The 25,336-nt window shown below is 45.5% G+C and carries 16 protein-coding genes; 5 read left to right on the forward strand and 11 right to left on the reverse strand.

Annotated features, from left to right (window positions below; all coding sequences use genetic code 11):
* Positions 1-27: 27 nt before the first annotated feature.
* From AC58QO_RS07635 to AC58QO_RS07670, 8 genes are all read right to left on the reverse strand, one after another.
* Positions 28-1,713 carry a hypothetical protein gene (locus AC58QO_RS07635; protein ID WP_497264703.1) on the reverse strand — a complete coding sequence of 562 codons (1,686 nt, stop codon included), beginning with the start codon at positions 1,711-1,713 and terminating at the stop codon, positions 28-30.
* Positions 1,710-8,429 carry a DUF7507 domain-containing protein gene (locus AC58QO_RS07640; RefSeq protein ID WP_497264704.1) on the reverse strand — a complete coding sequence of 2,240 codons (6,720 nt, stop codon included), beginning with the start codon at positions 8,427-8,429 and terminating at the stop codon, positions 1,710-1,712. Before AC58QO_RS07640 ends, AC58QO_RS07635 begins: the two co-directional genes overlap by 4 nt.
* Positions 8,430-8,557: 128 nt before the next feature.
* Positions 8,558-9,328, reverse strand: coding sequence for a class I SAM-dependent methyltransferase (locus AC58QO_RS07645; RefSeq protein WP_497264705.1), 771 nt, complete (start codon positions 9,326-9,328; stop codon positions 8,558-8,560).
* A gap of 158 nt (positions 9,329-9,486) precedes the next feature.
* Positions 9,487-10,362 carry a carbohydrate ABC transporter permease gene (locus AC58QO_RS07650; RefSeq protein ID WP_497264706.1) on the reverse strand — a complete coding sequence of 292 codons (876 nt, stop codon included), beginning with the start codon at positions 10,360-10,362 and terminating at the stop codon, positions 9,487-9,489.
* A gap of 16 nt (positions 10,363-10,378) precedes the next feature.
* Entirely contained in the window at positions 10,379-11,311 is a 933-nt protein-coding gene (locus AC58QO_RS07655) for an ABC transporter permease (RefSeq protein ID WP_497264707.1), read from the reverse strand.
* 72 nt (positions 11,312-11,383) lie between these two features.
* Entirely contained in the window at positions 11,384-13,048 is a 1,665-nt protein-coding gene (locus AC58QO_RS07660; RefSeq protein WP_497264708.1) for a type 2 periplasmic-binding domain-containing protein, read from the reverse strand.
* Positions 13,049-13,390: 342 nt separating this feature from the next.
* The gene (locus AC58QO_RS07665) at positions 13,391-15,760 is read right to left on the reverse strand and encodes a helix-turn-helix domain-containing protein (protein ID WP_497264709.1); all 2,370 of its coding nucleotides are present in this window, start codon (positions 15,758-15,760) and stop codon (positions 13,391-13,393) included.
* 131 nt (positions 15,761-15,891) lie between these two features.
* Positions 15,892-17,160 carry an MFS transporter gene (locus tag AC58QO_RS07670; RefSeq protein ID WP_497264710.1) on the reverse strand — a complete coding sequence of 423 codons (1,269 nt, stop codon included), beginning with the start codon at positions 17,158-17,160 and terminating at the stop codon, positions 15,892-15,894.
* A gap of 156 nt (positions 17,161-17,316) precedes the next feature.
* Between AC58QO_RS07670 and AC58QO_RS07675 the strand changes: the two genes are divergently transcribed.
* From AC58QO_RS07675 to AC58QO_RS07685, 3 genes are all read left to right on the forward strand, one after another.
* Complete coding sequence (locus AC58QO_RS07675; protein ID WP_497264711.1) at positions 17,317-17,550, forward strand: cold-inducible protein YdjO-related protein; 234 nt, start codon at positions 17,317-17,319, stop codon at positions 17,548-17,550.
* 145 nt (positions 17,551-17,695) lie between these two features.
* A complete protein-coding gene (locus AC58QO_RS07680; protein ID WP_497264712.1) occupies positions 17,696-18,139 on the forward strand; it encodes a DUF2663 family protein in 444 nt (147 codons plus the stop codon).
* 33 nt (positions 18,140-18,172) lie between these two features.
* Positions 18,173-18,781, forward strand: coding sequence for a carbohydrate-binding family 9-like protein (locus AC58QO_RS07685; protein WP_497264713.1), 609 nt, complete (start codon positions 18,173-18,175; stop codon positions 18,779-18,781).
* A gap of 174 nt (positions 18,782-18,955) precedes the next feature.
* On the opposite strand, the gene AC58QO_RS07690 is transcribed toward AC58QO_RS07685, so the two are convergent.
* Positions 18,956-20,155 (reverse strand): ornithine--oxo-acid transaminase, encoded by a 1,200-nt coding sequence (locus AC58QO_RS07690; RefSeq protein ID WP_497264714.1) that lies wholly within the window; start codon positions 20,153-20,155, stop codon positions 18,956-18,958.
* A gap of 243 nt (positions 20,156-20,398) precedes the next feature.
* Here AC58QO_RS07690 and AC58QO_RS07695 point away from each other — a divergent pair, with 243 nt between their 5' ends.
* Positions 20,399-21,817 carry an aspartate ammonia-lyase gene (locus AC58QO_RS07695; RefSeq protein ID WP_497264715.1) on the forward strand — a complete coding sequence of 473 codons (1,419 nt, stop codon included), beginning with the start codon at positions 20,399-20,401 and terminating at the stop codon, positions 21,815-21,817.
* 478 nt (positions 21,818-22,295) lie between these two features.
* On the opposite strand, the gene AC58QO_RS07700 is transcribed toward AC58QO_RS07695, so the two are convergent.
* Together AC58QO_RS07700 and rocF are read right to left on the reverse strand one after the other, a co-directional pair.
* Positions 22,296-22,673, reverse strand: a complete 378-nt coding sequence (locus tag AC58QO_RS07700; RefSeq protein ID WP_497264716.1) for a glyoxalase superfamily protein — start codon at positions 22,671-22,673, stop codon at positions 22,296-22,298.
* 14 nt (positions 22,674-22,687) lie between these two features.
* Positions 22,688-23,605: an arginase gene (gene rocF / locus AC58QO_RS07705; protein WP_497264717.1), complete on the reverse strand. Its 918-nt coding sequence runs from the start codon at positions 23,603-23,605 to the stop codon at positions 22,688-22,690.
* Positions 23,606-24,053: 448 nt separating this feature from the next.
* Here rocF and AC58QO_RS07710 point away from each other — a divergent pair, with 448 nt between their 5' ends.
* Positions 24,054-25,334 (forward strand): hemolysin family protein, encoded by a 1,281-nt coding sequence (locus tag AC58QO_RS07710; protein ID WP_497264718.1) that lies wholly within the window; start codon positions 24,054-24,056, stop codon positions 25,332-25,334.
* The last annotated feature ends 2 nt before the right edge of the window (positions 25,335-25,336 follow it).

The raw sequence follows: 25,336 nt of genomic DNA on the forward strand, positions 1-25,336 counted from the left end.
TATTACAGCCTCGGCTTTGTTGCATTTCTATTCGTCTGCATGATCAATGCGAATGACGACTACGTTGGAAATCACAGTGCCTTTATGAACTGGCTCATTCACTTGGTAATCGTACGTTGCGGCAACCTTTAGTGTGAAGCGTTTGGTATTAGGGTGATGAATAATCGCGGCTTGGTACGTAATCTCAATAGCCGTATGAGGAATGAGAGTACCTAGCGGTAAAGGCTGCTTTACATCCACTTGTTCCATGACAACACCATTGATTAGCAATGTGCCAGGAACAAGCGTATTCAGCTGAGAAATCCAATCTAGCAGATACACGTTGTTCGCAGCCAAGTTCCCAGTGTTGGTTACCAGTATTTGATAATTAATGATGGAACCAGGCTCAGCTTGCTTTGGTGAAGCAGACAATAGGATATCCAGAATTGGCCACAGGAGCTCAATATTGACTTTATTGGACAGTATGCGGTTGGAGACTAATCGACCATCCGGTAGACGGAATGTAAATAAGACATGAGCCTGGCTGGTGAGTTGCTTCTGATCTTTGGAGATCGCAAACGAGTTTACAGTGACTTGGAACGCGATATGAAACGACTTATGAGGCTGCAGATCGCCAAGAGGTACAGGGCTAGGTAGAATCCGCTGGCTGTAAGGAACGCCATCTATGGTAAGACTACCCAATACATACGAGCTGCCTTCAGGAATGAAATCGGACAGCCAAACATCGGTCGTGATATTGCCATGATTTGTTATCGTGATCTTAAACGACAAGGTGTCTCCCAACGTAGCCTGTTTTTCATGGACAGATTCAACGACGGTCATGGCAGGATCATAGACTTTAATTGAAATGGGATTAGTAATTATTTTTCCTCGATAATCGCCATTCATATAAGTAAAAACAGCCGTATTTATGATGCAATCGGATGGGGGGACATGCGTGATCATGACTTGAAACTTGATAGCAACTTCTGTGTTGCCAGGAATCTCACTAAGCTTGATCCCTTCTGATGGATTAGCAGATGGAAAGCTGACTTGATCAATCTTGACACTTCCGGTAACAAAGACAGCCCCTTCAGGGAGTTCATCCTGAAAGAATGGGCGGCGAATCGGACAATCCTCTTCATTAATAATCGTGAAATGAAAAGTAACCGTATCGCCAACATAGGTGGAAGTCGTATTAGTCTGCTTGATGAAACGAATTTTCACTTCCTTGAAAGGGATAATGACGGTATTGGATTTGGAACTGCCTGTGACATCTCTCCCTCCAGGCGTATGGAAGTGATAAACTGTGGTTGCTTGATTCTTAAGATGTCGGGAAGGCGAAACCTCTAGGACGATGACTTGAAAAGTAACTTCAATCGTTTGACAGACCTTTACAAGACCAAGCGGAATTCCTTGATCTGGTCTGGCCATGGGCAACGGAATATTATCAACGATCACACTGTTGGGAATGAAGGAAGTACCCTCAGGCATGTTGTCAAAAAGGGTAACTTGTGCATCCAAGTTACCCTTATTGGCGATCGTTAAGCTATAGGTGATGACCTGACCGAGTTCAGCAACGATTGTATTTGCTCTTTTCAGAATCGTAATGATGGGACCCACCACAGGCGTATCCACGATATTCGAATAGGAATGACTGGTGTAGCTGCCTGAGCTGAATCGGACAACAGATTGATTAATCAGATGATTGGTGGAATGGGAGTCGGCGGTCATACGACCGTCACCTCGAATGTCACCGTGACAGAATTATTGGCAGGAATAGAACCGATTGGCACACCTGTGCTTGGATTAAGTGTAGGTTTGGAAAGACCGCCTACGGTAACACTTCCAGTGATAAAGCTCGTTCCTGTTGGGATTGGATCGGTCAGTACGACGTTATTAACGGCTTCAATACCGCTATTCGTGACCACGATGGTGTACAAAATGGTATCGCCGACAATCGCGTCATCGGCGTCGGTGCTTTTCACAACCTTTACGTTAGGCGCTGATACTGGAATGACTAAAATATTGGATAGAACAGTGCCGTTTAATGAACGTCCATCTGGCGGGGAGTACGTATAGTTGGCCGTAGCTTGGTTGGAAAGCAGTTGTGGAGATGGCAGCGCATCTACGGTCACTTCCAGGGTAATTTTGACATCGACTGACTCGCCTGGGGCTATCGTTCCCGCATCGATACCTGTTGCTGGATTCACGCCTGGCTGTGAAACCCCATTGATAATAACGCTGTTTGGAACAAAGGCCGTACCCGTTGGGATCGTATCGAACACAGTTGCATCCGCGGGGAGATTTCCGGAATTATGCAGGGTTAAGGAATAGATAATGGTATCACCAACCGTTGCATTCGTTGTATTCGCACCTTTGAGCACAGAAAGTATCGGCTGATACACAGAGATAATAACTGTGTTCGAGAAGGCGGAAGCCGATAGGGCACCAGCTGTAAAGGTGACGGACGATTGATTGCTAAGCTGCTGGGATGTAGGCAATGCAGTAACCGTGACATTGAAACTGACGGTTACCTGGCTTCCTGGGAGGATAGAACCGAGTGAAATACCATTCGTCGGATTTGCATTCGGTGCGGTCACCCCATTAATTTTGACGCTGCCAGTTACGAAGCTTGTGGAAGCTGGAAGCGGATCAAAGAATTGAACGTTATTAACGGTACCACTTCCATTATTCTTAATGACAGTGTTATAGACAACCGTATCGCCAACAACAGCATCATCTACAGGAGATGATTTATCTACAGTCACATTTGGAGCTGAGACAGGGATGGTAACGGTATTTGACGTGGTGGACCCGTTAATGTCGCGCCCGTCAGGAGGACTAAATGTAAAGTCAGCCGTCGCTGTGTTAACTAACGTTTGTGGATTTGGCAAGGTAACGATCACAACACCAAAGGTAATGACGTCCGTAGTTCCCGGTTGCGAAATGAATGGAATGCCGACAGAAGGATCAGCACCTGGCTGTGTAAACCCATTAAGAACGACACTGTTCTGTTGAAACGTTGTACCACTCGGAATCGTGTCAATGAGATTTACGGATGCTGGGAAATTCCCCGAGTTCTTGACGTTAATCGTATAAATAATCAAATCACCAATTGTAGCGTTGGTTGTACTTGAGCTTTTTACTGCGGTCAGGATCGGTTGATAGACAGGGGTTGTGATGGTATTGGAGAAGGTGACTGCTGAGAAGGCGCCGGAAGTAAAGCTTACAGAGCCGTAGTTATTTAATTGGGCAGGGTCTGGCAAGGACGTGACTCTGACATTGAACGTGATGGTAACGGTCGCACCTATTGCAATAGTACCGAGAGCAATACCTGACACAGGATTCGGCGGAACTGGAGGCGTTGGAGCGCCAGTAATGACGACACTGCCAGGGATGAATGCTTCTCCGGAAGGCAGTGGATCAGAGAATACGACATTATTAATGGGAGCAAGCCCATTGTTCATAATAACAAATTTATAAGGAATGATATCGTCCACGACGGCGTCATAAACGGTTGTACTTTTGACAATGCTGACGTCAGGAGATGAAACCGAGATGGTAACCGTATTGGAATTAACGCTGCGATTGAATGTACGAGTATCAGGAAGCGTAAAGGAATAGTCAGCTGTAGCTGTGTTCGTTAAGACCTGCGGGTTAGGCAACGAATCGATAATGATGGAAAAGGTAACAGGTATGGTCGTATTGGGATCGAGTGTGCCAATGGAAAAGCCTGTCGCGGGATCGGCCCCTGGCCAAGGTGAGCTGCCAACAAAGACACTGTTTGGTAGGAAAGTGGTATTGGCTGGAATGGTGTCCGAAATGGTAATGGCAGCCGCATAATTCCCTGTATTGGAGACGTTTAACGTGTAGACAATGGTATCGCCAACAGTGGCGTTCGTGCTGTTTGCGCTTTTGAGAACATCAATGACAGGTTGATAAATAGGTGTGGTAATCGTATTGGAATTCGTTGTGCTTGATAAAGCGCCGGAAGTGAAGCTGACTGATGCAAAATTGTTAAATTCCGCTGGACTAGGCACCGAAGTGACAAGTACCTGAAATGAAACGGTAACAGTGGCGCCGATTCCAATTGTGCCCAAGGTGACGCCAGTGGCTGGATTAGGAGGTACGACAGGTGTCGGAGCTCCAACGATGACAACACTTCCGGGAACGAAAGTTCCGCCTGCTGGGATTTGATCGGAAAAGGAAACGTTATTAATTGCGGCAATCCCGTTATTCGTAATCAGGGTACTGTAAAGGATCGTATCTCCGACAGTGAGAGCTGTAGAGAGTGTGCTTTTGGCGACAGTAACATTAGGCGAAGAAACAGGGAATGAAACGGTATTGGATGTCGCTGTCCGCGTAATTGTACGCCCATCTGGCGGGAAAAAGGTGAATGTAGCCGTACCGGTATTGCTGATGACTTGCGGACTCGGCAATGTGTTGATGAGCACTGAGAAGGATACCGTTTTGGAGCCGCCTGCTGCAATCGTGCCGGCGTTAATGCCTGTAATCGGATTAACTCCTGGCTGTGGTGTACCGTCAACGAGAGCACTATTCTGAACAAAAGAAGTCCCCGTTGGAATCGTATCAGTCACGATTACATTCGCTTCAAGATTGCCTGTATTCGTCACAAGAATACTATAGAGTACGGTATCACCCACAGTGGCATTCGATGTGTTGGCAGTTTTCAGCAACGTCAAGTTCGCTTGCGTGACTGGTGTGACAACTTCATTGGAAGAGGAGGAGCCTGAGAACGTACCAGATGTAAAGCTGACACTAGATTGGTTAATGATTTCTGGCGTTGGCATTGTGATTATCACCTCAAATGTCACAGTAACCGGGGCATTCGGAGCCAGGGTACCGATTGGAATACCGGTAGACGGATTCGTGTTCGGCGATGATACGCCATTCACGATGACGCTTCCGGGAATGAATGAAGTGCTTATATCTGCAATGCTAGTTAAAACTACATTGTTGACGTTCGCAACACCTTGGTTGGTGACGACGATCGTATACATAACCGTGTCACCTTGGATAGCTGAACTCACATTACTTGTTGTCATCACCGTGACGTTAGGAGCGGATACGGGAATGATCACCGTATTGGAACTTCCTGATCCGGATAGCGTGCGGCCATCGGTGAGCGTAAACGAGTAGCTGGTTGTTGCCTGATCGACGAGCTGTTGCGGTGTAGGCAACGAAACGACCTCAACCTCAAAGGTAACAACCTTGGTGCCGCCAACGGGAATCGTACCGATAGGAATACCGCTTACTGGATCAACGCCAGGCAAGGGGGCATTATCAACGATACAGCTGTTTACAATAAATGTGCAGCCAGCTGGGATATTGTCAAACAGTGTGACATCGGCTGAAATACTGCCCGTATTGCGTGCTTCAATGGTGTAAGTGACTATATCGCCAATAACTGCGAGTGACGAGCTCGCGCTTTTGAGAAGAGATAGAATCGGCTGTTCCACTTGCGTGACGACGGAGTTGGAGAAGGCAGCTCCGGAGAAAACGCCGGAGGTAAAACTGAGGCTTGCATGGTTTTCAAGCTGAGGCGGATTAGGAACTGACGTGACCGTAGCTCGGAAAACGACATGTGCTGAGGCGCCAGGACTTATGCTACCCACCGTGAAGCCAGAGTTTGGATCTGCCGTAGACTTTGGAATCCCATCAACCGTTACACTGCCAGCTTGAAACGTAACGCCGGTCGGCAGCGAATCATTGACCACCACGTTGTTAACCTGAACAACACTATTGTTAAGGATATCAAGCGTATAAATAAGCGTTTCACCAACTGCAGCATAGAACAGGTTCACACTCTTACCCACTGTCACATTGGGGGCAGAAGCAGGGATGTCAGTCGTATTGGAGGTGGCGCTGCCGGACAGGGTGCGTCCATCTGGCGGCTGATAGGTGAAATTGACTGTTGCAGCATTCGTAAGTCTAGGTGGTGAAGGCAAGCTCTGCAAAACAATTTGGAACGTAATCGTTGTCGTTCCAGATGGAGCTAGCGACCCTGCGGCAATCCCTGTTGCAGGGTTTGAAGCTGGACTCGAGACGCCATTAATCGTAACACTGCCAGGCACAAATGTAGTTGATGCGGATATGTGATCAACCACGGTGGGTTGAACAGCAATATTCCCTTGATTGTTCACGGTGAGCGTATAGGTAAGGGTATCGCCTACCGTAGCGTTCGTACTATTAACGCTCTTACTAATCGCAGCTTGTGCCTTGAAAACAGGCGTCGTTGTTGTATTGGATAACGAGGTTCCGGTAAAGGTACCTGAACTGTAGGAGATACTTGCCTGATTCGCTAGCTGCCCGGAGGCAGGCAATGTTACAACATTCACTTGGAAGGTGACGGTGACGGAATTTCCTGCGCCAATTGTGCCAACAGCGATCCCGCCGTCTGGGGTCGCAGTTGGTTTAGATATGCCGCCTACGATCACACTGCCTGGTACAAATACAGCACCCGAAGGAACTACATCTGTCATATTGACATTGGTGACGCTCGCCACACCCGAATTCGTGATAACGGTGCTGTAGGTGAAGGTGTCCCCTACAACGGCGTCAATGACTGCCGTGCTTTTGACAGCTCCAACACTAGGTAATCGGACAGGGATGGTGACGGTATTCGATTCCGCAATACCAGGGATCGTTCGACCGTCTGGAGGTTGAAACGTGTATGTACTATTGGCTTTGTTCACCATTTGTGGAGGCGAAGGAAGTGAATTCACCAACACAATGAAGGTGACTGTTGAGGTGCCACCGGCTGCTACTGTCCCAATGTTGACGCCGGTAACAGGGTTCGCGCCTGGAATCGTGACACCATTTACTTGAAAACTATTAGCAACGTAGGATGTTCCAGCAGGAATGTTATCGCTTATAGTTAGATTCGCTCCGATATTCCCCGTATTGGCAACTTGCAACGTATACGTGACAGTACTTCCTACCGAGCCGTTGGCGGTATTGGAGGATTTCACGATCGCAATTTTCGGAGCGTAAATTGGTGTGGTCACGGTGTTAGAGGGAATGACACCTGTGATGACGGGGCCGCCGGCTACACTTTGGAAAGTAAAAGCGGCATTCGCTGTATTCCCAATCTGTGAAGGATTGGGAATACTGGTGACCGTTGCTTTATAAGTGACAGTAATGGAAGAGCCAAAGGCCAGTGAGCCCAGTGGTGCTCCTGATGTAATATCGAAGGTAGGCTTCGCTACACCAGCTACGGTGACACTCCCGGGAACGAAGGTAGAACCTGTGGGCAGCGCATCAGATAAGACGATACTAGCAGCACTAGCTGTTCCAGTATTACTTGTGGTAACGGTATAGGTAATCGTATCTCCTACGACCGTTCCAGAGACGTTCGCGCTTTTGGTGACATTAATTTTCGGTGCATTAATATCGACCTGAATTCCATTGGCGTTGACCACATAGGCATCACCTGAGGTTGTCAATTGCAAGATGGCAGAAGATTGGTTGTTAATCAACCTGGCAGAAACATCAATGTTGGTAATATCCCAACCTTGCCTACCGCCGATAATATTGGTGCCGGGCGCTCCGTTAATTTGATTTGAAGAACCGAAAGTACCCGTTGTATTCAGATTGCCTGCGTCATTATTGATTTGCGAAGCGAAGAAGTTATTCGCAAAGTTATTAGGCCCTGATAATGCGACTAGGGAAGCCGCCGTAGGTCCAAATAACGCTTGATCCCCGGTTCTGTTCGCATCTCCTTCCTGAGCACTGAATAAGGCTCTGCCTCCTAATACGCCTGTGACTGGTGTAGCAAATCCGGTAATAGTGGTGTTTACGGGGGGAGACGTAGATTGTACGAGTACGGCGCCAACGCGAAGTGACATATTTCGGAATGGCAAACTGGTGTTCTGATAAATGACCGCGAGCGTCCAACCCGCATGGTTGGCAGTGGGATCGCCGGGAATAACAACCGTTCCGACGACATTGCCTGTCGTGTAGGTGCCGGCCATACCTTGCTGTACCAACGTGGTGACATTTGCCGTTCGCACATACCCGAAGGCGCCGCTGCCTAAATCAAATTCATTCTTAGTGGCATTGTCTGGCGTAATACTTGAGGTTCCAGCTGGTGTAGTAAACGTGACGGCATTATTAATAGCAGCACTTAGGTTCACAGTGCCATTAATATACGAACCGCCCCAGATCAACTCTGCATACAATACGGTACTTCCAGCAGGAATAGTTAGAATGGCAGATGAACTGTTAAGTGTATAGAGGCTTGTAGTTCCTGAAGGATAGGTGCCATATTTGAGCGCAGTGTTAATCGTAGTAAAAGCACCAATACTGTCTTGAGTTCCCGGTATACCATCCGTATTCGAGCGGCTTAGGCCAAGTGTATTTCCGGTGAACGTGATCGCGCCAGTTGCGTTGAGTGTGGCCCTGACGACGAGAGCTATGGTCGTCACCCCCTAGTATTTGTACCGATCCTTCTTCCATAAAGCAAGAAGGCGGTGTGGTGATGGAATGTCAAATTGGCCGATGGTGATAGGATATGAGGTAATTATAAAAAAATGATCGTTTGCACTCAATTTTTTCACTTGTGCGGCTTTGATTTCTTTTTAGCGGTATTTGGTGGTTTTTTTTGCGATTTTACTGGCTCATTCATGGATTTGCTGATAGGAGCAGGGTTTGTTGAGAGGTGAGTGGCTTCCATTTCATCTTGACGCTCTTCCAACTCAGGGGAATGTTGACGTCTCAGGGAGGGAGCCCAGATAGGCTCGGTATACGTTTGCTTACAAATCCGATGCCACTCATCAACTTGCAGCTCTTTCTTCACCACGACGAAGTGATACATGATTTCACTAATAAGATTGGGTTGTATATATTGCAACATGTCCAACTCATCCTGCTCATACAAAGTCGTTGAATAGGGCGGCTCGTAAAAAAGTTCCATTCGGATCAGGCGGAAGTCAAAGGGGACTTCGTTCATCAAATAGTCTGGTATAGGTGGACAGACAGGGCTTCCCGCAGGTTGAAGAAAGGTATTCGTTAAATAGCGAGGGGTATATTCATCAAACCTATGCCTTAAATAGGGATTCGACATATGGCGAAAATGATGGGCGTAGGGGGCGAGCACACACACTATCGCTCTGTGACTACAGATTCGATACAACTCAGACATGACAGAGAAGAGATCCGTCATATAAGGAAGGCTGCGGCTTGCTAGAACAAATTCAACCGAATTGTCAGGTAAGGGAATGCCCGTGTTGATATCGCACACTAAATCAACGCCTGGAACATCAACACAATCGATCCCGAAAAAGTTCAAATGTTTATGTTGGCCGCATCCAAGATCAACAAACATGAGAGTACCTCCTTACCTATGTGAAATTCATTGCTGTCCTATAATGTATGGCCAAGTTTCTTCGTAGTCTCTGCTTGTGCCTACCGAAGGAAAATATTCAGTCCTGTACATGAGAAAAACGTCGCCCCCTCCTGTATGGAGTGGACGACGTTCAGTCATTACCCTTTGACAGCGCCGATCATGACGCCTTTGACGAAATACTTTTGAACGAAAGGATAGAGGATGAGAATCGGGACAGAGGCAACCATGATGGTCGCATACTTGATGGTTTCCCCGATCTGGAACTGATCGGCGGCATTGGCGCCGGAGGACATCATATCCGTGTTATTCGCGATTAAGATTTCTCGAAGCGTGAGCTGAAGCGGGTACAATTCTCGATCTTTCAGGAAGATCGAGGCCCAGAACCATCCGTTCCATTTCTCAACGGCATAATACAAGATCATGACCGCGATAACGGGCATCGAAAGCGGGATAATAATTTTAAACAAGATGGTGAAATGATTGGCACCATCCATTTTCGCCGATTCTTCGAGACTTTCCGGAACCGCCATAAACGCTGTGCGCATAATAATGAGGTTGAAGGTATTGACGGCGAATGGCAAAATCGTTGCCCATAAGGAGTCAATTAATCCTACGCCCTTCACGATTAGGTACATCGGGACAAGTCCACCGCTGAAAAACATAGTGAGGATTACGATGAAAATAAAAATTTTGTTCCACATGACATTTTTACGAGAGAGTACATAGGCTCCTAAAGCTGTCACGATAAGGTTCGTCGAAACGCCAAAGACGAGAATAAACAGCGTGTTGCGGTACCCTTTTAAAATAGAGGGATTACTGAATACATTATTGTACGCTTCCAGACTGAAGCCTAGAGGGCGATAAAGAAACCCTTTGTGCGTGATAAGCTGTGCACCGTCGCTAATGGAAGCGAAAGCGACATAGATGAGCGGGTAGAGCGTTACTATGACTAGCAAAATCAATAAAACATGGTTGACTGCGTAAAAAATACGGTCTGAATAACTGGTTCTCATCTTAGCCCCTCCTTCACTACCATAAGCTATTTTCACTAATTCGTTTACTGATCTTATTAGCTGTAATGAGCAGCGCTAAATTAATGAATGAATTGAATAAACCAACGGCGGCGCTGTAGCTCCAGCCAAATTCTAGCAAACCTTTACGATAAACGAAGGAAGAGATGACATCAGCCGTATCGTAGGTGCTTGGGTTGTAGAGCAAGATAATTTTCTCGAATCCTACATTTAGCAAATTCCCCATACGAAGAATGAACATGATCGAAATGGTAGGTAGAATACCAGGCAACGTAATATGCCAAATCGATTTAAGTCTTGTGGCGCCGTCCATCTTCGCTGCTTCGTATTGCTCTTGATCAATGCTCATGAGTGCAGCTAAATAAATGATGGATTCCCAGCCGATTTTTTGCCAAATTTCGGATAACACATATATGGTTCGAAACAGCTCAGGCTTTTGCAGCATCGCTGTATCATTCGCGCCAAAATAAGTCAGTAAGTTGTTCACTAAGCCGCCGTTATTCGTAAAATCTTTAATCATACCAGCAATAACGACGAGTGAGATAAAGTAAGGCATGTAAGTAACCGTCTGCACAAAACGTTGAAACTTCTTATTGGCAAGCTCATTAATGAGGATAGCCAAAATAATCGGGGCTGGAAATTCAAAGCATAACGTATACAGGGAGATGAGAACCGTATTTTTGAGGATTCGCCAGAAATAGTAGCTGGTGAAGAAGTCATGGAAGTTTTGGAATCCGATCCATGGACTATTGAGTATCCCTTTAATCGGAGTGTACTCTTTGAACGCAATGATGGCTCCATACATCGGCGCATAGTGGAAGATAAAGTAGTAAGCCAGGACGGGAACCATCATCAGGTATAAATATTTATTCAACAGAAAATCGCGTTTGAAGCGTACGGTAAAGCTAGCCTCCGCTGTTTTACGCATCATATCTCTCCTTTCGCCGAGGAAATTGAATGGATGGAGGGAGGAGCTAGTGCTCCCCCACCCCCAAGTTACTTATTAACGTTTGTTAAAACGATCTAAGGAAGCTTTTTTGATTTCGATCGCACGGCTCAATTTCACGGAATTGAATTTTTCTTGGTATTTCTCGAAGCTATCAACAGGCTCTGTGCCCAAGATGATTTTGAGAGTCATCTCATCAACAAGTGTGTTCAGATCTGTCATGATTTTGGCAAGCTCTGTACTTTCTTCAGGTGTTGCCGTGACTGGTGGAATTTTGTGTTTGTCTACATCGGTTTTGGACCAAGTAGAAACGGCATCACGTTGGGATTGCATAGCCAGGTATTGCTCGATATAGCGTTTGTCTTGTACGAATGGACCATTGTAATTTCCGCGGATATACAGTGACAATGCTTGTGCAGGTGCCAGCTTATCTGGATTGTTCATAACGATATCCGTGTATTTCGGATAGTTATTTTCCATTTTGTAGGAGGTGCCTTCAGTTCCGAAGTTGAAGAACAATCCTCCCGCTTGGGAGTAGCCGTAGTCAAGCAACTTTGCAGCTGTTTCTATGTTTTTGGATGTCGCCGTAATAGCAACTGATCCACCAGGTGCATTCGCAGGGTCTTTTTGACCGTACATCGCGATGTCGCCTTTTTTGAGCACTGGATATGGAGCTCCGATCAGAACGCCTTTCGGATCCTTAGCTGTGATCAGCGGCTGGAATTTACCGATACCGCCACCTGCGTTACCTACCGTTACGCCTGTAGCGCCGGAAGCCATGTTCGCATCCATAGCTTTGCTGTCAGCAGTTGCAAAGTTTTTATCAATTAAGCCTTCTGCATACCATTTGTGGAAGGTAGCCAGATAGTCTTTGTAGCCTTTCTCAGCAGGGCCAAACTTAATGGCGCCTTTATCATCAATAAAGAAGTCACGTGTTACACCGAAAGCACTGAGGAAAGCGCCGTTACCCGACTCATTAAATGGTCTAGGTACTGATACGACGGAGAATGGGGCTGTTGCACCTTTTTTCTCTTTAAATGCTTTCAGTGTTGTGTACCACTCATCGATGGTTTGAGGAATAGGGAGACCGAGTTCATCTAACCAGTCTTTACGTACGATTGGCCCTTGGAATACGCGCAGGTAATCATCGCCGCGGATGAATGGGAATACATAGTAGCTGCCGTTATCCGTTTTAACTTGCTTATCCACATCTGGATGCTCTTTCAAATATTTCTTCAAATTCGGTGCATATTTATCAATGACATCATTCAGCTTGAGAATGTATCCGTCTTTAATCGCTTTCTCTGGTCCGCCTGGGAACTCACCTTGCCAGTTGTATTCGATCATGTCAGGCAGGTCGCCAGTTGCTAGCAAAACGTTAAGCGCTTGTGTCGTTTGGTTCGTCGGCGGTGCTGTGAATTTGAGCGGAACCCCCGTGACCTTCTGCCAATTTTGGAAAAATGGCGTGTCGGCATGGGTCGCTTTTACCCCCGTTAAGTTACCTGGAAGCTCTCCCCAGTAGGTTAAGGTTTTGTCTGATTTGAGTGGATACGTAACCGCTGCCCCTGCTGGCGCTGTAGATGCAGCAGGTGTAGTACCTGATGAAGCTGCTGGACTAGGTGTGCTTGTAGTTGAAGAGTTTGACGAACAGGCAACAACCAAGCTTCCCATTAAAGATGTGGTAACCAACATGGTGAACATTTTTTTACTGTTTCTTTTCATGTGTTGACCTCCTCAAAGTTTTTCGCCAAAAAAACTGGCATCTTAAGCGTTACTGGTTTTTCGCCATAAAAGCTGGCAGATGAGCTGTAATGAGAAATGGACCAGAAAAACAGGCTTGGAAGTCTCGTGGAGTAGTGGCCTGTGCTATAACCTAACTATATGATAACGCTTACATTAAGGGTATCTCGAATTTCTCCAATTGCATCTCGATAATTAGCAATAGGCTCTTCAAAATGTCCAATTCCTTCATCAAAAAAGCCAATTTGAGGTGAAATCTCTCCTATTTCACGAAAATAAGAGCGGTTGCCCGCTCTTATCTGGATCTGTCACGTCGTATTTTTCTCATTTATCAAGCATTTCTTTATATTTTCCTGGCGTAATTCCTTCTACCTTTTTGAACACACGAATAAATGCGTTAATATCATTGAAGCCTACCCCGTAAGCCGCGTCGCCAACCGATTGTTCCCTCCCTCTGAGCAGCTGTTTGGATTTCTCCACACGAACCTTGTTGATCCGATCTAGCAACCCTTCACCGACATAATCCTTGAACAGCTTGGATAAATATGTCGCTTTACGGTCAAAATGACTGCCGATCATCGTCACATTTAAATTCACATCGGTATAATTGTGCTCAATATAGGTGTTCACTTGCTCGACGAGCTGTTGCAGTGCTTTCTGCTTCGTCAGCGAATTCGCATGTTGTCGTTTAGCGGCTGTAAAGGCACATACCTGCGCGATCATGTCACCCAATTGAAGCTCTATATCGGTGACGGTTTTACTATTCAATAAGCGATCAAGTTGTTTAGGATTGCGGATGAAGAAGCTTTCTTGAATACCGCCCGTATCATTGATACTTTTCATAATCGTTGTGACTAAGCCAAGTATTAGACACTTCGTTAATGAAACGGAAATACCAGAGCCTTCAAAATTTTTCTGGATAATGTCATTCAAAATGTCCCTTGCTTCCGTTAGTTCGCCGAACTTCAAAGCATTGAGGAATTGCTGTTCCACGCCCATTGGATAATAATAGCCAGAAGGATTCTCGCAGTGCGTATTGGGTTTGAGATCATTATAGGCAAGAATTTCATGCCCCCCCATGACAAGCTTGTAGGTCATCGCGTCTAAAGCTTCCAGAAAAGCTTGAGGAACGCAAGAAATATGCTCGTAAACACTGCTTATGGATATGGTAAGGTGAATATCGTAAGTGGTGGCTAGGAAGGATTGTGCCTCGTCTGCGATGCGAATTAACTCATCTTTGGCACTTCGGCCGTCATCCATCGACAAATTGACCAAACAGGCAAGCGTATCATCAATTTCGGACACATAGCCGCGGTGCTGCTGAGACACTAATTCTTCAACCACATTACTGACGATAAATTGCAGCAGTTTCCACTTTTCCTCTTCGGGAGTATGGGTAATTCGTTCGAAGAAGGACTCGCTTTTATCTATAACAAAGAGCATGACGGCTAATTCTCTCCGGTCCAGCTTCATATCAAAGGTGGTTAAGGCCTCTGCGATCGGAATTTTACCGTCGAGCTTCCCTTTCAGCAGCTTTTCTACAAAATGAGAGCGTACAATGTGCCGATGCTGTTCGACCTTGCTTTTGAAATCAGCCATCTCTATTAACGTACTATCCAAAGCCTCTTGGATGAAATGAAATTCATTATAGGTCTTACCGGATTCTAGCGTCTGTTTCTTGGAAAAGGCGTGAACCAAACGGCGAACAGGATTGTAATTTCTTCTTAGGAAGACAAAAGTCAGTAAACCTCCGCCTAAAAGACTGATGATCAAACTTAAATAGGTAAGATTACGGATATGAGACGCTTTCTGCCAATACGTTGTACTAGGCATGATCGAGACGTATTTAAGTTTGGAACGCGGCGATTGAATATTAAATACTTCATATTTTTCGCCATCGGTGCTTTTAAAATAAAAATTCGTGGTGTTACCCAGGTTGGCATAGGGGAAATCCACAGGCATCGTGCTCGAGGAACTGGACGCCAGTACTTGATTCTGTTCATTGAGAATGATGACATGGCCTTTATTGAAGATTTCCATGTTCTGAATAGCACCTAGTATGCGCGACTGATCAATCATAATGACATTCGTAGCAAGAGGCTGGTCGTGTTCAACAGGATAAGTACTGACATATGCTACCGTTTTACGAAGACTATTATCGTCACCAATACGGTCCATCGGGATAAATCCTTTATAATTACTATGTGTCATGATAGATTGCCAGGAATTGAAGGAGAATTCATTGCTTTTATGCAGCGTTTCGTAGGCAAAATCTTTCGAACGAACGGTCGTAGGGAGAATGACAGACTGACTTTTATTCAAATATACATAAAAAGAGTCGATCAAAGGATAGGAGGTTTTATATAGCGATAAGCTTTTGGCGATTTGATACATATCATAAGGAAAATCTTTCGGATAGGTTTCATACTTGTTAGAGTAGAGCAGCTCCTGAATATTCACATTCCAAGTAATCTCGAAATTGAGCTGTTCCATCGCTTTGAACTGGTTGTCCATTACTTCTCGGACTTGCTTTAATAAGGAATCATTGGCTTGTTGGATTTCTTCCTTCAAGGTACGATTAGACTCTATATATAATAGGAGACCTATAGCTACAGGTAGTAGGAGGATTACAATATATGAAATCAACCACGTTAATACGATGCTCTGTCCATTAAAGATGATCTTATTCCGCATAGGTAGTGACCCCCTCGTATTCGATTATCATCATTGAGCACCGAGAAGTTGGAAATGAATGCGCTCTCATACTATTGTATTTCCTTTCCTTCGTCTACGTCAACGAGGGAAAAGAGATATTTCTTGTGGAATTATTCAAGGGTTTTGAATCGTTGCTTGCCAAAGAAGAAATAAAATAAATATGAAATGACAGAATAGACAACGGCTGTAATACAAAAGGCATACGCATACCCGAAATAACTGCCATAACGGAAAACAAGGCCTGTACTAATAGGAGAAGCAATGAACCAACCCAGGTTAAAAACAGCTTCTCCTGAGCTCGATGCAAGGCCGCGAAGCGAACGGTGCACATAGCTCATTTTGATAGAATTATAAAAGGGATTAGCCGCATTCATCAGGGCTTGACGGAATAAATAACCGCCTGAAGATAAATAGAAGTTAGCTGAAAAAGCGGTAATCAGCAGAAAAGGAATGGAACTTAGCTGCAAATACACAACTGATTTGACTTCACCAAAGCGTTTTGCAATCATAGGCCCAATTAGAAAAGCTACTCCTGTAGCGGCTTGTCCCAACGCAACGACGATCCCAATGGCGGATTTTGAAGCTTCGAAGCGATCCTCGAAATATACGTTCAGATATGGAACGATCATCCCGCCGCCAAGTGAAGACAGTAAGCCGAGTACGCAGAAAATGCCTATGACTTGGATGGACGTTTTGTGTTCACGCCAGGTAAGTTTCCAATTTAACGGTTCAGCTTGCGGGGATGCTTCAGTTGCTTCTTCATGATCGCTCTTTTCGAATAATGACATTGGAAGGACACCTAGTGCTGCGATTGCGACACCAATTAATAAGGTGTACCGAAGACTATGTATTTCGTCAACGCCAATGACGAATTGAAAGAAATCACACAGGATGCCGCCAAGGGAAATGCCTATGACATTCGCGAGCATAACCAGCGCCATATTGAGGCTGAACAGATGCACCCTCTGTTGAGGTGTGGAGTTATTCGCCATAAAGGGCAGAATCGTAGCCGAAACAACGGCCAATGCCATGCCGCCTAGGAAGGCAGAAATCATCATTCCTTCGTTGGCTTCGATGAGGGAGCGTGCGGTGAGCGCCCCAATTGTGAAAATAAGGCCGAAGGAAATGACCCGCTTCGGGCCGAAGCGATCGTTCATGATGCCCGCTGGAATGAGGATGATTGCTGCAGCCAAAGCGGTCATCCCTACGATATGTCCGACCATGGTCTGTTCGTAGCCCAAGCTGCGCACATATAAGTTGTACACGAGGCCAAACATGCTAATGCCTAAGTTCCAAACAAAATTAAACCAGAAAAACAGCTTAATATTTCGGCTATAACCTTCAAGTTGCTGCTTCCATTCACGTAGTAAATTGGTCATGCGAAATTCCTGCCTTTGTAGTTGTGTCTAAATTGCAATCGCTTTGTCTATTCTACCACTGGTAAATACTTTTGAACACGGGAAAGACTTGATATTCGATCGGATCTGTATAATAATAAGTAGTCTAATCTACGAAGCAGGGAGCACATAATTGAAATGTCTACATCAACGAGTATTGTAACGGAAGAGCAGAAACCAGAAGTTGAACAGATTGAGATTTGGAAATGTAAAGGAACTGAGTGTAAAGCTTGGGTTCGCAAAGAATTCGTCACGGAAGCTTTACCGACATGCCCGCTTTGTAAAACGCAGATGGTGCGCAGCTACAAGCATGTGCCTGTAACATCTAAAAAAGGAAACAAAAAGTTTCTTGTAGGAAAGAAACGTTTCTAAACGAAATTATTGAAGTTATTTCTTCTAATAATAGGTTAAGATCGAGAGCATCTTCAGCGAGGCGTGAAGAGTGATGCTCTTGGTCTTTTTTTTATGGAAAGAATAGCAGTAGACAAGCATAGCATGATTATGAGGGGGAGATGCTGTGCTTGGACCTACGATTAATGTGAGTGATGATACCGAAGTCTTGCTGAAAGAGTTGCAAGAGAGAAAACAGAAATGGGATAAACTCAAGATGATTCAACCTATCCTATCAATCGCGACAGGAGCCATCTTACTTCTAGTCATTTATTTGTTATATCGTCAAGTCGTCGTCCGTTCGGGCGGTAACGCCATTATGATATTGGATTTACTTATTTCGAATAAATTGCTGTGTGGCTTGTTGCTCGCCTGTGTTTCGCTCTTTCTATATGCCTCTAATCGAGCGCGCGAAACAGAGAAGGCCAAAAGTAAGTATGAAGACTTACGTATAGAAGTGATTGAACGATTTGACGCATCATGGCTCAAAGATGTGAAGTCGGAATCACGCGATCAAATTTCGAGCTTTCTTTCGAAGGAGTATGATATTAATATTGTGTACAAGAGCTGATATTGGAAAATGAAGTGAGGTAGAGGTAACAGAATGAAATATATATGTCGTTTCGTGGAAGAAGTTAATCAATGGGATTACTCAGAGTCCCCAATTGAATACTTACGAGATGTGGTGACCGAGGAAGCACCGCGGCTTGAAACGCGTTTTCGAGCCTGCTGGACGAAAAAAGCTATACATATCCGATATGAATGTCAAGATGATCATATTGTCGCAACGATGACGGAGCGTGACGATCCCCTTTATGACGAGGACGTTGTAGAGGTGTTTCTTGATCCATTCGGCGGCGGTACGACCTACTACGAATTTGAAGTAAGTCCGCGTGGCGTCTTATTCGATGCGTTGATCCATAATTCCCTAGATGGGAATAAAGAAGTGGATACCTCTTGGAGCGCGAAAGGATTCCAAGCTGAGGTCACGCCGGGTCCTGATGACGGTTCGCTCATCTATGATGTGCGAATTCCCTTTACCGACTTGGATCATGCAGGCGTGCCGCAGCCAGGTACGGTTTGGCATTGGAATGTCTTTCGGATTGATGATGATCGCGAAGGCATCCGGCATTATTCGGCTTGGTCGCCTACGTGGAAAGTAAACTTCCATATACCGCAGCAATTTGGGGAGCTCGTGTTTGTAAAAGAATGAAGAAAGACTCTCACGCTTCCTCGGAAGTGTGGGAGTCTTTTGTTGTTAGAGCCGGTAACACCGTGTCGCGACAGACACCGAAATGCGAGAGCTGATCTCTCTGTAGTGATGAAAAACACGCTTACAGCGGTAGAACGCCTGAGAAGTCCATCGCGCAACTGGGAACGTTATTCTCTACTGCACACTTAACACCTCATTAAGATGCTGCCAAGCCCAATCCAACTCTTCCTTGGTGATGATTAGTGGTGGCGCTAATCGAATGATATGATCATGCGTTTCCTTGCATAGCAGGCCTTTTTCTTTCAGAGCTTCGCAGAAAGGGCGTGCGGCCACGGTCAGATCAATACCGATAAACAAACCGCGGCCGCGAATTTCCTTGATCTGCGGCGACTTGATTTCCTGAAGCCGCTTCAGGAAATAAGCCCCAAGCTCATCCGAACGCTCTGCGAGCTGTTCGGCTTCGAGCACTTCAAGAGCGGCGATCCCCACGGCGCAGCCGAGTGGGTTTCCGCCGAACGTCGAGCCGTGGGAGCCTGGCTCGAACACCTCAAGAACCTCGCGATCTCCGGCCACGGCCGAGATCGGGAAAACACCGCCGCCAAGGGCTTTGCCCAAGACATACAGGTTCGGCGTGACGCCTTCCCAGTCGCTGGCAAAGCGGCGGCCTGTGCGGCCGAATCCTGTCTGGATTTCGTCCACGACGAACAACACCTGATTCGCTTGGCATAGCTCATAGCAATCCCGCAGATATCCTTCCTGCGGGATGACGATACCAGCCTCGCCCTGAATAGGCTCCACAATAAACCCGGCGGTGTTCGGCCCGATAGCCTCACGCAACGCCGCGGCATCCCCATAAGGGATGGTGCGGAAGCCCGGCGTGAAAGGCCCGAAGCCGCGTTTGTATTCCGGCGAGGAGGAGAATGACGTGATGGTCGTCGTACGACCATGAAAATTGCCCTCACACACGATAATCTCTGCCTGATCGCTAGGGATCCCTTTGACATCGTAGCCCCAACGTCGAACCGCTTTGATCGCTGTTTCAACCGCTTCTGCGCCGGTATTCATCGGTAAGATCATCGGCTTACCTGTATATCGTGATAATTTCTCATAGAACAATCCAAGCGTTTCACTGTGGAAGGCTCTAGAAGTCAGAGTAACTTTACCTGCTTGCTCCATCAATGCTTTCAAAATATGCGGATGGCGATGCCCCTGATTCAGAGCGGAGTAAGCGCTTAACATGTCCATATATCGATGACCTTCGGGGTCTTCCACCCAAACACCCTCAGCTTTGGAAATAACAAGCGGCAGTGGATGGTAATTACGTGCACCATATTTCTCGGTTTGTTCAATGATATAGGAGCTGTGTGAAGTCATGTGAATTCCTCCCCTAAATTAGATCAAAGCATCTTCAGATGTACTTCATTGTATTCTAGTATTAGCGTACGATGACATCCTAAGTATATAATTGAAATTGAGGTTAGGCTATTCAAAGTTAGCCTGCCCGTGCATATCCCTGACTTTTAAGCTAAAAATAACCATGATCGTGGACTTGAGGCCGCGTTAGGTTGGGCAGAAGCTTAGGGAATGAAATATGAAGTGATAAAGGATGGTAGTCCGATGACTTTTCGCATTGAGAAAGACTTTTTAGGTGAAAAGCAAGTTCCTTCTCATGCCTATTACGGCATTCAAACGATGAGAGCAATTGAGAATTTCCCCATTACAGGTGTCACCATTCATGTGGAGTTAATTACGGCCCTTGCCGAAGTGAAGCGTGCTGCCGCACAAGCGAATATGGATACCCACATGCTGCCTAAGAAAATTGGCGAAGCTTTAGTAAAAGCGGCTGAAGAAGTCAGCGACGGACGGCTTATTGAGGAATTTATCGTCGATTCCATTCAAGGCGGAGCAGGTACCTCCATTAATATGAATATGAACGAAGTGTTGGCGAATCGGGCCTTAGAGCTGTTAGGCGAGCAAAAGGGAAGTTATTTCCACTGCAATCCGAACAATCATGTAAATATGTCGCAATCGACGAATGACGTGATCCCAACAGCGATTAAAATAGCTGCGTACCGCTTATCAGAGCAATTAATAGAGGCATTAAGCTCGTTACAAAGTGCTTTTGCACGGAAAGAAATTGAGTTTGACGATGTGATCAAAATGGGCCGGACGCACCTTCAAGATGCTGTACCTATCCGTATGGGACAAGAGTTTGGCGCTTACGCGCGCGTGCTGATGCGTGATATTAATCGAATCAAGCAGGCGATGCGGGGGTTGTTGATCGTTAATATGGGGGCTACTGCCGTTGGAACTGGGCTTAACGCGAAGCCTGAATACGTGGAACGAGTCATGTTTCATCTAAAAGGAGCTGCAGGGATTCCAGTCGAGATCTCGGAGCACCTCGTAGACGGCACACAAAATATGGATGCTTACACGGAGTTGTCTGCCTCCTTAAAAGTATGCGCCGTGAACCTCTCGAAAATTTGCAACGATATCCGTATGATGGCCTCTGGACCACGCGCGGGGTTAGGTGAGCTAAAGCTGCCGCCTAGACAGCCAGGTTCTTCGATTATGCCGGGTAAAGTAAATCCAGTCATGCCGGAAGTTGTGAATCAGGTGGCGTTCCAAGTCATTGGCAATGACCATACGATTTGTTTAGCTTGTGAAGCGGGTCAATTTGAGCTTAACGTTATGGGGCCAGTCTTAGCCTTCAATCTCTTGCAATCACTTAAAATATTGCGCAACGCAGCCAGCGTCTTTGAACGCTTCGCGATTGAAGGCTTAGAGGCTGATCGTGAGCGCTGCAAAAATTATGTGGAGCAAAGCTTCGGCATCGTGACAGCCTTAAACCCTCATCTTGGCTATGAGGTCGCCGCGCAGCTTGTCAAAGAGGCGGTTCGTACAGGCCTCACATTGAAAGAACTCATCTTAGAGCGGGGTCTGCTCACACAAGAGGAGATCGAAGAAATTCTGAATCCGATTCAAATGACCACGCCGGGTATCGCAGGCGATAGATTGCTTCGTCCAGCAGACTAGACTTTTAACCCCCGTCTCTACAAAGAGCGGGGGTTATTTGTTCAGAAACTTACCCCTTATGTATGTTCGGTTTACAGGTGGCAAAAATGCAAAAGAGCATCCTTTTCAGGGGAAATCACGCCAACGTTTTAAATAAATGCAAAAAGGCATCTTTTGGGGTCGAGAATGTGTAAACAGAGCTGAAAATGCAGAAATTGATGCCTATTTGCATCAATTTTAGCTGAAATCATCTACTTGATAGAGAAAGGCTGCACTATTGCATTTCTCAGCAGATGGAGATGTAGCTGGTGGTTTTCACATGTGTCCGTTAGCGTTGTAAAAACCAGATTTCTAACAAATCGTGTCTTCTATGTCCGATAGGGTGCGATTGGGTTGCGGTTGAGGCCGAGGCCGAGTCTGAGCAATTCATTGGACCGCTGAGCTCCTTGAAATAAAAAAGAGGTTGAGCAGGTATTCCTGTTTAACCTCTTTTTAGCCATTATGCAATTCTCTCATAAAACATAATCCGATTTCCGAACGGATCAATCACAGTCACTTCGCGAGTACCCCATGGTGTTTTTTCAATGCCTGGTCGGGAGAATTTGAATTTTTGTTCGAGTAAGCGACTATGGAAGGCTGTAAGGTCTTCCATTTCTATGCGAATCGCAGCCCCTGGAGTGCAGTCACCGTGATGCTCCGATAAATGAATAGCATGTGATCCTAGGGTAACTTCCATGTAGAGAGGCAAATCGGGCTGGAAACGGTGCTCAAAGCCTAGGGAGAAGCCTAAATAATCTAGATAAAATTCCTTGGCTTTCATTTCATCGAAAATTCGAAAAATAGGCGTTAATCCTTTGATCGTTGGTATGAGATTCACCTCCTGCATAGAGCTTATAAGATTTGCTCACCGAACAAGGAGCTGATGAGGCTGACGGCCAACTGGGAGGTTTTGTTGCTGTCATCCAGCAGCGGATTCACTTCAACAAACTCGGCAGAAGTCACGATACCTGCTTCATGCAGCATCTCGACCGCGAGATGAGCCTCGCGGAAATGTAGTCCGCCTTTGACAGCAGTCCCCGTTCCTGGCGCCTCGATGGGATCTACGGAATCAACATCATAACTGAGATGAACACCATCAGTTTTTATTTTAATATAATCAATCGCTTCTTGCATCACGTGTGCCATACCTTTGCGATCAATATCGTACATGGTAAAGCACTTGATACCAAGCGATCGAATCAGCTTCTTCTCACCACCATCTAACGATCGAGCACCGATGAGTACGATATTCTCTGGCTTCACCTTAGGATTAATCCCATGTATATCGGTTAATAAAGGATGCCCAATGCCCAAGCTGACCGCAAGCGACATGCCATGAATATTGCCAGTTGGGCTTGTATCTGGTGTATTTAAGTCTGAATGGGCATCAATCCAGATGACCCCTAGGTTTGAATAATGAGCGGATAACCCCGCAATTGTGCCAATCGCTATACTATGATCGCCACCGATAATGAGTGGGAAATGTCCTTGGCTGACAACCTGAGATACCTGTTCGGCAAGCTGAGTATTAATTGCTATAACCTCAGCGAAGTAATTGAGATTGCTTGAATCCACTTGCGCATCTAAGTGAGTTGCTGTGTCATTCACAAGACGAAGATCAGCAACGTGATCAACGGTATAGGTTAATTGCTGCAGCTCTTGCATTAATCCAGCTTCCAAAATGGCCTTAGGTCCATGACTTGCACCTCGGCGACCTGCCCCAAGATCAAAGTTGACACTGATTGCAGCTATGTTCGGTTTGATACTCATCGGATCAACTCCTTTTGATTGGATGACTAGACGATAAATCCGCGGGCCCTCGCTCCATTGACTAACATTCCCAATCTACATGTAACCATCCTTCTTTACTATATGAAGCTATATTTTCTTTGTTCGATGTAGAATTCCTTTTTCGTTGCTTCGTTTTCATGAAAATTGATAAGTGAGACCAAGAGAGATAAACTTATGAGAAAACCTCTATCGAGGCCATTCAAGGATGAGCGACCGCTATCCTACCCCACAAAGTGAAGATAAGCTGCGAAGCAAATTCCGATTACTTTGTGGGGACCCGAGAAGCAGAGAGACTTTGGTCTTTGACCAAAGATCCCTATAAATGGTTTTATCGCCAAATAGAAAGATGTTTTCGGGATCCGAAAACTTATACTTTCTATTGTGGTTAAAAGTTAACTCAACTTCGAAAGTAGGTAACCTAGTTACGATGCTTATCAATTTGTTTTTAATCGCTGCACTGATTGTACTTACAGCTTTTTTTGTCGCGACAGAATTTGCTGTTATTCGCATTCGTCCTAGCCGTGTAGATCAAATGGTGTTGGAAGGTAAGAAAAATGCCATTGCGGTTCAAACTGTTACCTCTAATCTGGACGGATACTTATCTGCCTGTCAACTCGGCATCACGATTACAGCGCTGGGTCTTGGTTGGTTAGGTGAGCCCACGGTTGAAAAGCTTCTCGGACCTTTATTCCACGGTCTTGGTTTAGGTGAAACGATATCGCACATATTATCGTTTGGTATCGCCTTTTTATCCATTACCTATATTCATGTTGTCCTTGGTGAACTAGCGCCCAAAACGTTAGCGATCCAGAAAGCTGAAGCCATTTCCATTCTAACCGCTCCATTCATTATCTTTTTCTATAAAATCATGTATCCGTTCATTTGGGTTTTAAATGGCTCCGCTACTCAGCTTGTTAAGCTTTTTGGCGTCAAGCTTGCCAGCGAGCATGAAGAAGCCCATTCGGAAGAGGAAATACGCATTATTTTATCAGACAGCCTCGAGAGTGGAAAAATAAATAAGACGGAATACGGTTATGTGAATCGCATATTCACCTTCGACGAATTGTTGGCTCGCGAAATTATGGTCCCACGGACGGATATGATCTGTCTTTACGCGGACAAGTCACTCGAAGAGAACATGAGCATTATAACCAAAGAACAATACACCCGATTTCCAGTTGCAAAAGGGAACAAAGATCATATCATCGGATTCGTGAATACGAAGCAATTTTTCTTAAGTTACTTCTCTAATCCGAATTTTAACTTTAAAGGTTTACTTCAACCGATCATGACGATTCCAGATGGTATGCCCGTGAAATCCCTGCTCAAGAAAATGCAGCGTGATCAAGTACATATTGCATTACTCCTAGATGAATACGGCGGGACGTCTGGATTGATTACGATTGAAGACATCCTTGAGGAAATTGTCGGTGAGATTCGGGATGAATTTGATAAAGATGAACGCAAAGAAATTGAAAAGTTGGCCGAAGGACACTATTTAATAGATGGCAATGCTTTGATAATCGAGTTAAATGCTGTACTGGGCTTTGATATTCAAGACGAAAACGTGGATTCGATTGGCGGATGGCTATATAGTAAGCAGTCCGAGTTGAAGGTGGGAGAAGCTTGGCAGAATGATGGATTTACGTTCATTGTGCGTGAAAGAGACAAGAATCGGATACGTAAGATTGAGATTTTGAAAATATAAGA

This window comes from Paenibacillus sp. J31R30, assembly GCF_059692115.1.